The 13982-nt window shown below is 40.0% G+C and carries 8 protein-coding genes; 7 read left to right on the top strand and 1 reads right to left on the bottom strand.

Annotated features, from left to right (window positions below):
- Nucleotides 1-143: 143 nt before the first annotated feature.
- The 4 genes from RB214_RS13390 to RB214_RS13375 all read left to right on the top strand — a co-directional run bounded on the left by RB214_RS13390 (nt 144) and on the right by RB214_RS13375 (nt 6030).
- Nucleotides 144-728: a YqaA family protein gene (locus tag RB214_RS13390; RefSeq protein WP_024600650.1), complete on the top strand. Its 585-nt coding sequence runs from the start codon at nt 144-146 to the stop codon at nt 726-728.
- Nucleotides 729-826: 98 nt separating this feature from the next.
- Entirely contained in the window at nt 827-1732 is a 906-nt protein-coding gene (locus RB214_RS13385) for a GGDEF domain-containing protein (RefSeq protein WP_024605788.1), read from the top strand.
- A 164-nt stretch (nt 1733-1896) separates the two neighbouring features.
- Nucleotides 1897-3258: a hypothetical protein gene (locus tag RB214_RS13380; RefSeq protein WP_076925304.1), complete on the top strand. Its 1362-nt coding sequence runs from the start codon at nt 1897-1899 to the stop codon at nt 3256-3258.
- Between the two features lie 126 nt (nt 3259-3384).
- The gene (locus RB214_RS13375) at nt 3385-6030 is read left to right on the top strand and encodes a DUF2339 domain-containing protein (RefSeq protein WP_309167462.1); all 2646 of its coding nucleotides are present in this window, start codon (nt 3385-3387) and stop codon (nt 6028-6030) included.
- A gap of 132 nt (nt 6031-6162) precedes the next feature.
- Here RB214_RS13375 and RB214_RS13370 read toward each other — a convergent pair whose 3' ends face one another.
- Complete coding sequence (locus RB214_RS13370; RefSeq protein WP_309167459.1) at nt 6163-9603, bottom strand: PAS-domain containing protein; 3441 nt, start codon at nt 9601-9603, stop codon at nt 6163-6165.
- 414 nt (nt 9604-10017) lie between these two features.
- Between RB214_RS13370 and RB214_RS13365 the strand changes: the two genes are divergently transcribed.
- From RB214_RS13365 to RB214_RS13355, 3 genes are all read left to right on the top strand, one after another.
- Nucleotides 10018-10281: a DUF4212 domain-containing protein gene (locus tag RB214_RS13365; RefSeq protein WP_002961535.1), complete on the top strand. Its 264-nt coding sequence runs from the start codon at nt 10018-10020 to the stop codon at nt 10279-10281.
- Between the two features lie 10 nt (nt 10282-10291).
- The gene (locus tag RB214_RS13360; protein ID WP_002961534.1) at nt 10292-12016 is read left to right on the top strand and encodes a sodium:solute symporter family protein; all 1725 of its coding nucleotides are present in this window, start codon (nt 10292-10294) and stop codon (nt 12014-12016) included.
- Nucleotides 12017-12139: 123 nt separating this feature from the next.
- Nucleotides 12140-13978, top strand: coding sequence for a DUF294 nucleotidyltransferase-like domain-containing protein (locus RB214_RS13355; RefSeq protein ID WP_309167456.1), 1839 nt, complete (start codon nt 12140-12142; stop codon nt 13976-13978).
- The last annotated feature ends 4 nt before the right edge of the window (nt 13979-13982 follow it).

Below are 13982 nucleotides of genomic sequence, written 5' to 3'. Positions count from 1 at the left end.
TATTATTATAGATATTACTAATTTGTTAATGCAATAGAACCTGATAAATTTAGTACACTGTTTTCAGCGTGTATTAACCTAAATATGTAATTATTAGCTCATTGAATACTCTTGTTCTTATTTATAAGTGAAAAGGATTTACTATGGCCATTCAAAAAAAGCTAAAAGAAAAAACACGTAATTTTATTGATTCTAAGCATATGCTTAGCGGTATTACAGTGGCGTCGTTTTTAGAGTCAACCATAGTTCCTATTCCACTTGAGGCTGTATTAGTACCGCTAATGCAAGCTCGTAGAGAGAAGCTATGGCTTATCGCGTTAATGGCGACTTTAGGTTGCATAGTGGGTGCATTGTTTGGTTATGCGTTGGGTTATTATTTATTTGATGCGGTTGGTGATTGGATTATTAATACGTTTTCGAGCCCTGAGCAATTTGAAAACGTTAAGCAGCAAATGCAAGACCAAGGTTTTTGGTTTGTTATAACGCTTGGCATTGTGCCAATTCCGTTTCAAATAGCGATGCTTGCAGCAGGCGCGACTAAGTACTCTATTTGGCTATTTTTATTGGCTTCGGGTATCGCGCGTTCTATTCGTTACTTTGGCTTGGCCATTATTGTTTATTATGCAGGTAATGAAGCAGAGCGAATCATTAGCAAACATAAAACTAAGGCTATGATTGGCATTACTATTTTAGTGTTGGGATTGTGGGGACTTAGTACCGTAGTTTAAGTATAAATTTGGGGGTTATTGTGGGTTTTATCTTCGCGAGGGTTTTTATTATTGTGCTATAGTTTTTAAATGAAGTACTGAAAAACCTAGCAATTAATATGATTGAAACTGTAAAACTTACCGTTAAACTTTCTAATTTTTATAAAATGCCTTTGATCAATAAAGTTTTAAGTTTAGCTTTATTGATCTATATTGCTATTTTTTCAGCCTACTCCCTAACTAACTTCCCTCCCTTGCAAGTTCAAAATAATGTTTACGGTTTTACCACCGATTTTATTAATTTAATTGTACTTGTATTTTTATTTTGGATGGTCCAATGCTCTGAACTATCTAAGCAGGCATATATTTTTTCTAGTTTAGGTTTATTACTTTGGAGTATTGGAGCTACTGCTGATGTACTAGATGAGTTAGTTGTGCAGCCTTACTGGGTAAGTATTTATTTTGAAGACTTATGCAGAACCAGCGGCATGCTTTTAACTTCCTATGGTTTATTTAAAACGATGCGCTTTGTACAAAGTATCAATAACCGATTAGCGCGTGAGCTAATCATTGACGATTTAACTAAGGTGCATAACAGACGTTATTTTTATCAGCATGCTAAAGATGCTCAGCTCTCACCTTTCGTTATTTTAATTATCGATATAGACCACTTTAAAGCAATTAATGATGAATTTGGTCATGATGTAGGTGATGTAGTGCTTAAAGAACTAGCAACTAAATACGACAATGCTTTTACGTATAAAAACAAATTTGCTCGCCTCGGCGGTGAAGAGTTTGGCGGCTACTTGCCTACAAATAATATGATGCAAGCGTGTGATTTTTCAAAACAATTAATTACCATTGCGCACACCATAAATGTTCAAAATTCTCGCCACTTAACAGTAAGCATAGGTGTTGCAATGCAAACGCCTAATGAGCCTTTAGATAAAGTAATGAAACGCGCTGACCAAGCTTTATATTTAGCTAAAAAGAATGGTCGAGATCGTTTTGAAGTTGCCCCGTAAGCGTTTTTAATTATATAAAAACACGTCCTTATTGTTTGCACATTTACTACACTTTTTAACGTTTTCGTAAGGAAATGTCAGTGAGGGTAATGCTTTGTAAATCATGAAATTAAAATAGAATGTTTGGGTCATAATGGAGATATTAATAATAAGGAATAACCTTAATGACCAACTCCCTTTTAAAAGCTGCATTACCCTTAAGTCTAATTACTATTTTGTCGGGCTGTGGCTCTGATGATAGCTCAAGCTCTACAGGTTACATCCAATTGTATAACGGCTCTTACAATAGCCCATACACGCGTTTGTTTGTTGAAGAAACAGAGCGTTCAGGCGCTGATTTTGCCGATGTAACTACTCGCCATAACTACAGTACAGGTACTTATGATGTGAGTTTTGAATACCTAGATGCTAACGACAGCTATATAACAATTAGCGACCAAGAAATTTCTATTAAAGGTGACAAAACACAGTTAGTAGTAATGAGCGGCAACTTCGATGAACCTACATTTACAGAGCTTAGCGTACCTATCACAAGCGATACGGGTGAGTTTAACTTAGGGTTTTATAATATTGCAGGGGAAGACACTAACTACGATATTTACTTAGCAACTGATGATGGCGTATTTGAAAGCGCGACACTTTTTTCATCGGCTCAATATTTAAGTGAGTTAGACCTGCAAAGCATTGATGAAGGTTATTACACTATTTATATAACTCAAGCGGGCAGCAGTGATGTTGTGTACGAGTCGTCATCTGTCTATTTATACGACGAAGCAAGCTATGTAGCAATGATCCGCCCAAGTTATGCAACAGAAGAAGGCGGTATTACGCTTGATGTAGTAACCGATAATAATTACGTTACTGAGCTTAAGCACCAATCTGCGTTGGGACAATTACGTTTTATAAATACGATTGATGACTACTCGCCAGTTAGCTTTTCGGCTACACGTGGCACAACTGTAAATACAACAAATACAGTCGCTAGTGATTCGTATACAGACTATGTTGAACTTTCGCCTAATAGTTACAGCGTAGCGATGTACGACGAAGAAGGCACAAAGCTTGCCGATAACTTTTTAATGACGCTAGAGCGTGAGCAAAGTGCGGTGGGTATTTTTTATAACGACGTTGATAACGGTCTACGTATGATGAGCGTTGAAGAAAACCTAACGCCAAGTAGTTACAGCCATACGGTATCGGTTGTAAACCTAATTGAAAGCTATGCAGGACAATCGGTTTCAGATGTTGATGTGTACTTTACACTTAACGGCGAAACGGTAGATGACACCAGTAACGTAGTTGATGGTTTAGATAGATACGATCAAGAAGAGCAGGTTGTAGATAACGAAGTTTACACTGTTTATGCTGTATATGAAGACAACGGTCAGCAAATTGTGCTTATTCAACAAAGCGATATGGACTTTACACAAGAGGGTAATTACATATTGATTTTAGAGCATGATGAAACAACAAGCTCAGGTTATAAAATGACCCTAGAGCGCACTATCACCGATAGTGTTGAATAACCCTAAATATATTAAGTAGCGTAAAGCCTAAGTACTTTAAGTGCTTAGGCTTTTTTATCGAACAAAATTTACCTACTTATTAATAATTAGGTACACTCAGGGCATAATAATTAATAAGAGTGTGCCATGGATGATTTAGTTGGGTTAGCCGTTATAGTAATACTGGTTGTAGTTGCCGGTGCTATTTGCGGCTTAATAGCGCTAGTGCAGTTAAATGGATTAAAACAAGAAGTTGCTGTTTTAAGGGCCAAAGTAACACACTTACAAACACATAAACCGATATCGCAAAGTGAACCTCAAAGCGAAGCATCTACTGCTCAGGCAGCGCTTTCAAGATCAGAGCCAATTGCTCATAAAGCACAGCCAAACTTAACGTCCCAAAACGCGTCGCCACCTGTAATAAATCAGCCATCAGCGCCTCCTAAAAAAGCCAAACCAGTTGAAGCATCAGCCATAGAATTACTATTTAATAAATTACGCGCAGGGTTTGAAGAGAACTGGATGACCTGGATAGGCGCAATAGCGCTTGCGTTTGGGGGCATATTTTTAGCTAAATACAGCCTAGAAGCGGGATTACTATCACCTGTAATGAGGCTGAGTTTAGGTGGATTATTTGGGCTTAGCTTAATTGCAGCCGCAGCTTATTTACACCATAAACGCATTGTATTTGAAGGCTTTAATAATTACATACCCGCAGCGCTTGCAAGTGGCGGGTTTATTACTTGTTTTGCTTTAACGCTTTTAGCTTACAGCAGTTACGACATGCTGAGCCCTACCGTGGCATTTTTTGCGTTAGCTATTATAGCAATTAGTGCAAGCGCGATGGCGCTTAGGTTAGGCCCGCTATTGGCCGTGCTTGGTATTATTGGCGCTTACAGCGTACCAATATGGGTTAATACAGGCAGCGGTAACTTGTTTACGTTATTTATGTATGTTGGTTTTGTAAGTTTGTCGGCTGCGTTAGTTGCACATAAAGTGCAGCGAGCTTGGTTGTGGTATTTATTATGGGCAGGGCACATTGGCTGGTATTTAGTTGGTTTTACGCTACTTAAAGTTAATACCGTTTGGTTAATGGGGGCATTTGCTTTACTTAGTATTGTAGGGTTAATTGCTATACCGCGCTTAGGTCTAAAACTGAATGTTATTGAACATCGCCCGCACAGTTTAAAACGCTTAATTAAAGTGCTTCCAGATCATGCATTATTACTCGCTTTTATAGCGCCCTTAATATTTACTATGTTGATCAGTCACTTTGATATGCAGTGGCAAGCAATCGGCGTGTTAAGTATTGTATTGGTGTTGTTTTTAGTCCTTAAAAATAGCCGTTGGGATATTTGGCAGGGTGTAGCGTTAGTTATTTCAACGCTATTGGTGATAGGCGCTGAACGCACGCATCTTTCGCCAAACCTATTTGATGACGCACTCTTTATATTCAAAAATGAGTATGGTTTGGGTTTATTACTCGGATTGTTACTTACCGCTTTTGGGCTTTATTACGGTAAAAAACAGATTAAGCGTTTAGCGTTTCATATTACGGGGGCATTTAGTGTATATGTAATGATAGCGACTTTATATACGCTTATTCCTAATTTTGCGTTAAGTACTGCATATCCACTTTGGGCCGTTGTATTGTTTGTAGTCGCCGCTATTTTAATAAAGCTCGCGCAGCATAATACAACGCTATTTCAGCGTTTTACTTATTGGGTAGGCGCTAATGCCAATATTACGTTAGCAATTACCATGCTACTAAGTGACAGCGGCCTAACCATTGCACTTGCTGTACAAGTATTACTTATAAGCGTACTTATTAAACGCTATAGCGTGCCTATGCCACATTGGCCTATAAAAGCCTTGGTTGCTGCGTTATTACTGCGCCTTACGCTTTCACCTTGGACGCCAAGTTACGATGGACTCACGGTATTTGGTTTGCATTGGAGCATAGTGGTTTACCCGTTATGTATTGCGTTATTTTTTGCCGCAGCTAAGTGCTTTGACTCATCAAAACTGAAAATATGGCTCGAAGGTGCAGCGCTTCATTGTTTAGCACTTTTTATTACCACCGAAACAAGTTATCAGTTAGTAGGGCATTATCCGCAATTTGATTCACTTAACTTTTACGAACAAATACTCCTTACCTGTAACTGGCTGGCATTAGGGTGTGTGTATTTACACAGAGCAAAACTTGCCGGTACTTTAGCTAAGTTATACCAAGTGGCGGGCTTTGCACTTGTAGGGTTAGCAGAGCTTTTTGCTATTAAAACACTGCTTGACGACAACCCATTATTTGAATCACTTTACATAGGTGAGCTGCCAATATTTAACTGGTTATTACTATTGTGGTTAGTACCTGCAGGATTAACGCTTTGGCTGGCCAAGCTTGTAAAACCAATAAACGCTAAAGCTACGCCATTTATATTGGCCGTTGCGGGTGGGTTTATATTATTGGCAATAAACAGCTTTATTCGCCAATACTGGCAAGGGCCTTATATTTACTTATCAAAAGGCGCAAGTAATGCAGAGCTTTATAGTTACTCTGTTATTTGGTTAGTATTGGGGGCGGGTACTGTTATTTTTGGGCATTTAAAAAATCAATTATTAATACAAAAAGTAGGCCTGGGCATACTCGCTGCCGTTATTGTTAAAGTGTTTTTAATTGATATGGCTAACTTGGAGGGCTTACTTAAAGCGCTTTCGTTTATTGGATTAGGGCTTTCATTGGTGGGGTTAAGTTGGTTGTTCCAAAAGCTTAGAAGCCAAGTAAATCCAGTTTAATTTTATGAACACTTTATAAAGCAAAGCCCAGTGAAGATACTGGGCTTTTTGTTTTACGCTATTACTTGATAGCTTTTAACTAGAATACTTTTAACTAGAATACTTTTAACTAGATCACTTTTTACTCGCTTATTATGTACTGTGATTAAGCAGTGCCTTTAGTTTGCCCGGTTTAATTGGTTTACTTAAATAATGAATATTAGCGGCTTTGGTTTCTTGTTTAAGCTCGGTGTCGCGCACTGCGGTAATTAAAATAGCGGGCACTTGGCTTTGCCAAATTTCGCGCAGGGTTTTAATTAGCGTTATGCCATCGCAGTCATTGCCTAATTGGTAGTCCATTAAAATAACATCGGGTGCACCGTTTTCTTTAGCGTGCGCCAGTACATTATTTACATTATCAAATAGCGTGTAATTAGCTTGCCACTTTTTAAGTAAGCTTGCCATTGCTGCTAAATTTTCAGGGTCGTCGTCTACGGCAACAATATTAATTGCGGCACGGTTTTCTATTAAGCTGTTTGTAGTACTTTTTTGTTGTACAAACTGCTCGTCACCATAAGGTACCTCAATGCTAAAACGGCTACCTTTATTTGGCTCAGAATGCACATCAAGCGGCAAACTTAATAAGTCAGCCATACGTTTTACAACACCTAAGCCTAAGCCTACGCCTTTGTTATCGCCCGACTCAACACGGTAAAAGTCGTTAAATATTTTAGCTTGCTCTACTTCGCTAATACCAGGGCCTGTATCCCATACTTCTATTCGTAAATTGTGCTTTCGGTTCCTACAGGCAATTAATACACGGCCATTATCGGTGTATTTAACTGCATTAGAGACCAAGTTTTGAATAATCCGGCGAAGATAGGTTATATCGCTGTGCACAATTTGCTGGTTTGAACGCACACTAAGCTTAAGGCCTTTATCACTTGATAAAATAGCGTATTCACTTTGTAGTGGGGCTAAAATATCTTCAATATAAAAGTGGCGAGGGGTAGGGGTCATAGCGCCTTGCTCAAGCTTAGCTATTTCAAGCAATGCCGACATTAAATGCACGGTTGAATCGAGACTATCGCCTAGTTTTTCAAAGCTGTTTTGGTTAGTGCTGTCGAGCTGTTTTTCGTCAATGGCGGCAAGGTATAAACGTGCTGCATTTAACGGCTGTAAAATGTCGTGGCTCGCCAGTGCTAAAAAGCGCGTTTTACTGTCGTTGGCTTGCTCTGCTTCTCGTTTAGCTAAAGTAAGTGCCTGCTCAGTTTGTACACGGCTATCTATTTGAGCTTGTAAGTCTTTATTAATAGTTTGCACTTCTTGAGTACGTGCTTCTATGCGGTTTTCAAGATCCATGTTTACTTCTTCAAGCGCATTTTGCGTACTTATGTGGTTTGTAATATCTGAAAAGCTGGTAACAAATCCGCCATCGGGCAGCGGATTACCAATCATTTCGTATACTTGGCCATTACGACGGTGGCGAATAAAATGATGCGAGCTGCCATATTTTAAATGCTGTACACGTTTTTCTACTTGGCGTTCTATTTCACCAGGGCCACATTCACCACGGTTAGCGTTGTATCTAATAATGTCTTCTATGGGTTGGCCTACTTCTAAAAAGCCTTCAGGGTAGCCAAACATTTCATTGTAGCGTTTGTTCCATGCAACGAGTTTTAAATCTTTATCAACAACTGAAATACCGTGGCTTAAATTTTCGAGTGAGGTAAATAACAGATTTTGATTAAATTGCAACGCTTGTGTGGTTTCGTCAAAAAAGTTTACTACTTCCTCAAACGCCATACGTTTACCCGACGATACCGTATGTATTAACGCTTGTGCCGACGATGCACCAAGCACGCCCGTTAATGCGCGTTCGCAGTAAGCTATAAATTCAGGCTCTGGGTGTGCGTTGTTATCACTTAAATGATGGGCGAGCGCGTAATGGGCCAGTACTTGTTGGCTGCGCTGAATACCTAGAAATGTTTGCAGTAGTATTTTAAAGTCGTAAACGGTGGCTTTTACGTCTTTATTTAAGCGCCTTGATAAAATAGCCTGATCTTTAGGGTTAACAAAAGCAGCGGCCTGAATTTTATCAATTAAGCGCTCCTCAGCCCCAAGTGAAAAACTAATATAACAACCAATATTGGCAAACAAAGCTATCAAGGTTCCACGCGTTATAAGCGTTTGTTGCAGCTCGCTATCAAGGGTTGTGCCGGCATCGAGTATTGGCAGCATTAAAAATAGTATCCAGCAAATAAAGCCTGCTACCAAACCCGCATACACCCCATAAGCATGACCTTTTCGCCAATATAAACCACCCACAATAGAGGGTAGCAATTGGGTAACAAGTGAAAATGCGACCAAGCCCATACTGGCCAGTGCGCTACTATGGCCAAACCATTGCTGATAGAAATAGGCCAAAATTAATATGCCTGCAATAGCAAAGCGCCTTACAAGTAATATACGAGACTTATAACTGCTGGTAATTAAGTTACGTTTAAACTTTCTACGCAGCATTAACGGCAATACCACATCGTTTGAAATCATCGTGCTTAATGTAAGCGTTGCTACCACTATCATTGCGGTGGCGGCAGATAGTCCACCTATAAATACAAAAGTGGTTAAGAATGCATTGTCGTTAATTAGCGGTAGGGCAAGTACAAAGCTGTCGGGTGAATAACCGCTGCCAATTTCAGGATGAATGGCCGCAGTCGCAATAGGTAAAATCATTGCGGCTGTTAGTAGTAAATACAGCGGAAAAGCCCAGCGAGCGGTAAGTAAGTGGCGTTTGTTTTGGTTGTCGACCACGGTTACATGAAACTGGCGAGGCAAACATATAATAGCCGCTGCAGCCATTAAAGACTGGCCAATAAAGTTAAAGCTAAAAAAGTTAAAATCGCTCCAGTGACCCCAAATAGACTCAGTTACTTTGTTCGTGGTGGCTTCGGGTAAATTAAAAAGTGTAAATACTGCAAGCCCCGCAACGGCAATAAGAGCAATAAGTTTGATCATAGATTCAAATGCAACAGCGAGCATTAAGCCAGAGCGATATTCAGTTACATCAACTTTGCGAGTACCAAAAAATATAGCAAATAAAGCCATAATTAGTGTGGCAGAAAGCGCGAGCATATCGCCGGATATTTTATTACTGTTTTGCAAAAGTAAAAAGCTTGTACTAAGCGCTTTTAATTGCAGTGCAATGTAGGGAATGGTTGCCAGTAATGCGATTACAGTAACCATTATTGCTGTAGTTTGACGTTTGCCGTAACGAGCTGAAATAAAGTCAGCAATAGTCGTTATATTTTGTTTTTTACTTACCAGTACCAGCTTACGTAAAAATCCTTGGCCGAATAAAAACAGCAACGCAGGGCCTAATAATATTGGCAAGTAACTCCAACTGCTGGTGGCGGCTGTTCCTACCGAACCGTAATAAGTCCAAGAGGTACAGTAAATCCCGAGTGAGAGTGAATACACAAATGGGTGATGGCTAATACGCTTTGCTAAAGGGGTTGTTTTATCGCCCCAATTGGCAAGCCAAAACAGCACACCTATATAACTTAAAGCAACAATAATGAGTACGGCAGTCATGTTGTTATTAAACCTTATTATTTTAAATAATCCCTCATCCCTATGAGGGATTAACACAATACCAGAACTGAGGTTAAGTGTGAGGGTTGAATTTAAAATAAAACTTTTATTTTATTTATATCTTACTGAATATTAACAGTAAAAATAAAACACCCTTGAGCATTAGACTAATGTCGCATTAATGACCAACTTATCAATTTAATCATAAAGCCAGCTTGCAAAAACAGCCTAAGCAATTGAAATAATATAAAAATATATAAAACACGCTTGAATGATAAATGCAGCTTACGTAAACGTTAACAAGCTGTTACGACTATGGTCTCAATTCAATATGTAACCAGCGTTGCTAAATTGGTAAGCGAAGATAAAAAACCACTCATCGCGATATTGCGGTGCTTAAAGGGGAAAACAAAAATGGCTTTTAAAGATGAAGAACAAGCAAAAGCTTATTGGGCAGAAAACATTTCGCTGTTATTTAAACTGTTAGCAGTGTGGTTTGTCGTGTCTTTTGGCTTTGGCATATTACTGGTTGATGTACTTAATGAAGTACGTTTTTTTGGGTTTAAACTTGGCTTCTGGTTCGCCCAGCAAGGCGCGATTTATACCTTTGTTGCTTTGATTTTTGTGTACGTTTTCAAAATGAATACGTTAGATAAAAAATACGGCGTAGACGAATAGGAGCTAAGCAATGGATGTTCAAACACTCACGTTTTTAATTGTTGGTTTAAGCTTTGCGCTTTATATCGGCATAGCAATATGGGCCCGAGCGGGTTCAACCAAAGAGTTTTATGTAGCGGGCGGCGGCGTACCTCCTCTTGCTAATGGTATGGCAACAGCTGCCGATTGGATGAGCGCCGCGTCGTTTATTTCAATGGCGGGTATTATTTCGTTTGCAGGTTACGATGGCAGTGTTTACTTAATGGGGTGGACAGGTGGTTATGTACTATTAGCCATGTGTTTAGCGCCTTACTTACGTAAATTCGGCAAGTTTACTGTGCCAGACTTTATTGGCGACCGTTACTATTCACGTACCGCGCGTTTAGTTGCTATTTTTTGTGCCATATTCATTTGTTTCACTTATATAGCAGGGCAAATGCGTGGCGTAGGCGTGGTATTTTCACGCTTTTTAGAAGTAGAAATTGAAACCGGTGTTTACATTGGTATGGTGATTGTATTCTTTTATGCGGTACTTGGCGGCATGAAAGGCATTACCTACACACAAGTAGCGCAGTATTGTGTACTTGTATTTGCCTACCTTGTACCAGCCATTTTTATCTCGATGATGATGACGGGTCACTTCTTCCCACAAACCGGTTTTGGTGCCACATTAATTGGCAGCGACGGCGTATACGTACTTGATAAACTAGATGGCTTAAGCGCTGAACTTGGTTTTGCGCAATATACCGAAGGCTCTAAGAGCATGATTGACGTATTTGCTATTACTGGTGCGTTAATGGTAGGTACTGCTGGTTTACCACATGTAATTGTACGCTTTTTCACTGTACCTCGCGTAAAAGACACACGTATTTCTGCTGCATGGACTCTTGTGTTCATCGCGATTGTTTATACTACAGCACCTGCGGTTGCAGCCTTTGCTCGCGTAAACATGGTTGATACTATTAATGGTAAAGACGGTAGCGGTACAGCTTACGCAGAAGCACCAGGATGGATTAAAAACTGGGAACGCACAGGTTTAATTACATTTGATGATAAAAACGGCGATGGCAAAATGTTCTACACGGCGGGTAAAATCACCGATCCGAACAGTGCTAACGAAGTAAATGTAGACCGCGACATTATGGTATTAGCAAATCCAGAAATTGCTAATTTACCAGCATGGGTAATCGCACTTGTAGCTGCCGGTGGTATTGCCGCTGCATTGTCTACAACAGCAGGTTTACTACTGGTTATTTCGACCTCCGTTTCGCACGATTTACTCAAGCGAACCCTCAAGCCCGATATTACCGACAAGCAAGAGTTACTTGCAGCGAGGTTGGCAGCCATGGTCGCTATTGTTATCTCCGCATACTTTGGTATTAACCCGCCTGGATTTGTGGCATCGGTAGTGGCATTTGCATTCGGCTTGGCGGCAGCGAGTTTCTTCCCAGCAATTATTATGGGTATATTCTCTAAAACAATGAACCGAGAGGGCGCAATTGCAGGCATGGTAACGGGTATTGGCTTTACCGCTGCGTATATCATCTTCTTCAAGTTTGTAAGCCCTGAGCTTAATAATCCTGAACATTGGTTTTTAGGTATTTCGCCTGAAGGTATTGGCTTAATTGGTATGATTATTAACTTTGTAGTAGCTGCAGTTGTTCTTAAATTTACTCAAGCTACACCTATTGAAATTCAAGAAATGGTAGAAGGTATTCGTAACCCTAAAGGGTCAGCTGAAGCGCACGATCACTAGGCAACATTTATAGATATAGTAAAAAAATATAAAGCACCCAAAGCCCGACTTTAGTCGGGCTTTTTATTTGTTTAATAAATAAGTACATTAGATTGGTACATCACCATTTAAAGAGCGAATACAATGAGTGTAGAACAACAAGAAATAGCCCAATACGTTTGTTTGCAAGCGCCTTTTACTATGCTTGATAGCAGCGCATGCGAATACTTTGTAAATCATCTTGATATTATTTACCTTACCCGCGAAAACCAAACTCAGTGGTTACAAAGTGAAAACCCTAAACTATTTTTAATTCGCTCTGGTTTGTACGACCTCGTTGATGGCAAGGGCGATGTTGTTACGCGCTTAGCGCAAGGTGACTATTTTGGTTTTCCGTCGCTATTAACCGGTGAGGCAATTCAAAATAGGTTAGAAGTACAAAAAGAGGGGATAGTGTATATGCTCTCTCAAACGCACTTTGATTTTTTACGCAGAGAATATAAATCGTTTGAGCAATACTTTGTACGCGCTCATGCTAACCGGTTGTTGTCATCGCATTATAAAAGTAAGAACGATAGCTGGTCGGAACGTAAAATATCAGAGCTGATGACGCGCACAGCAATTACGCTTACGCCCGATGCAAGTATTAGGCAAAGCGCTAAAAAAATGAAAGAGCATGGCGTATCGTCAATAATGATAACGCAGCACGCGCACTTAGTAGGGGTTGTGACCGACCGCGATTTACGCAACCGAGTACTTGCCGACGAGGTAGATCCACAAGACGCAGTAAGCAGTATTATGACCGCAAAACCTAAGTTTATATTTGAAAATAACCGGGTGTTTTCGGCGCTGCACTTAATGCTTAAATACAATATTCACCATTTGCCCGTGCTTGACGAAAACCATAACCCGATAGGGATGATAACCAGCACCGATTTACTGCGCCAACAAAAAAGTGACCCCGTACAGCTTATTGGGCGCATATATAAAGCGCACACTGTTACTGATTTAAAACGCTACGCTAAAGAAATTCCCGAACTTTTGCGTAGTTTTTCGTACAACATTGACGACATATCGCTAATTGGTAAATTACTCAGTGGTTTAACCGATGCGCTTACATCGCGCCTGATTCACTTATTTCAAGAAGAGCATGGCGCAGCGCCAACCAGCTTTAGTTTTATTTGCTTTGGCTCGCAAGCACGCGAAGAACAAACCCTGCATTCAGATCAAGATAACGGCTTATTACTCCCTAACGACTTAACCACCGAGCAACACGCTTACTTTAAAAGTATGGGCGAGTTTGTATGCGAGAATTTAGTTGAGTGCGGCATTAGGCGTTGCCCAGGTAATATTATGGCAAGCAGTGATGAGTGCCGTATGAGCGTCAACGACTGGAGCGAGCGCTTTTTTAAATGGATAAAAAGCCCCACACCCAATGCAATGCTTAACTGTAAGATATTTTTTGACCTGCGATTTATTGAAGGTTCAAATGCTTTATACACGGCTTTTTGCGAGCAACTAATTCGTATATCGCGTAACGACTTATTCTATGCCGCAATGGCAACCGACATAAGCAGCAACAGCGTGCCAATTGGTTTATTTAATAAATTTAAAACCGAAAAAACAGATCAAAATAATAAATACATAGATTTAAAAAAACGCGGTGTTGTAATTATAAATGACATAGTGCGGTTATACGCTTTAAAAGCGGGTATTAGGCGCGCCAACACGCAAGAGCGGTTGGACGCACTACTAAAACATAAACTGATCAGCAAAGAAGATATATACAACCTAAAAGACTGCTGGCGGTTCTTAACGCAGCAGCGCTTGAGTACACAAATAAACGAAGAGGGCTTACCGAGTAATTGCATTAACCCTAATAAATTAAACTCACTAGAGCGCCATCAACTAAAAGAAGCGTTTTACCTTGTTAAACAAGCGCAGCAAGCCGCCGCGTTTAAGTTTGCTCGCGGCAGTTTATAATGAT

It is taken from the genome of Pseudoalteromonas sp. HL-AS1 (genome assembly GCF_031198785.1).
In the GTDB taxonomy this organism is placed as follows: Bacteria; Pseudomonadota; Gammaproteobacteria; order Enterobacterales; family Alteromonadaceae; genus Pseudoalteromonas; species Pseudoalteromonas distincta.
Note: the sequence above shows the minus strand (reverse complement) of the source record. Positions and strands in the feature narration are given on the sequence as shown.

Bases quoted from the DNA above. Each gene is read 5' to 3' on its own strand.
- RB214_RS13390 (WP_024600650.1), top strand. From the start codon at position 144: ATGGCCATTCAAAAAAAGCTAAAAGAAAAAACACGTAATTTTATTGAT.
- RB214_RS13385 (WP_024605788.1), top strand. From the start codon at position 827: ATGATTGAAACTGTAAAACTTACCGTTAAACTTTCTAATTTTTATAAA.
- RB214_RS13380 (WP_076925304.1), top strand. From the start codon at position 1,897: ATGACCAACTCCCTTTTAAAAGCTGCATTACCCTTAAGTCTAATTACT.
- RB214_RS13375 (WP_309167462.1), top strand. From the start codon at position 3,385: ATGGATGATTTAGTTGGGTTAGCCGTTATAGTAATACTGGTTGTAGTT.
- RB214_RS13370 (WP_309167459.1), bottom strand. From the start codon at position 9,603: ATGACTGCCGTACTCATTATTGTTGCTTTAAGTTATATAGGTGTGCTG.
- RB214_RS13365 (WP_002961535.1), top strand. From the start codon at position 10,018: ATGGCTTTTAAAGATGAAGAACAAGCAAAAGCTTATTGGGCAGAAAAC.
- RB214_RS13360 (WP_002961534.1), top strand. From the start codon at position 10,292: ATGGATGTTCAAACACTCACGTTTTTAATTGTTGGTTTAAGCTTTGCG.
- RB214_RS13355 (WP_309167456.1), top strand. From the start codon at position 12,140: ATGAGTGTAGAACAACAAGAAATAGCCCAATACGTTTGTTTGCAAGCG.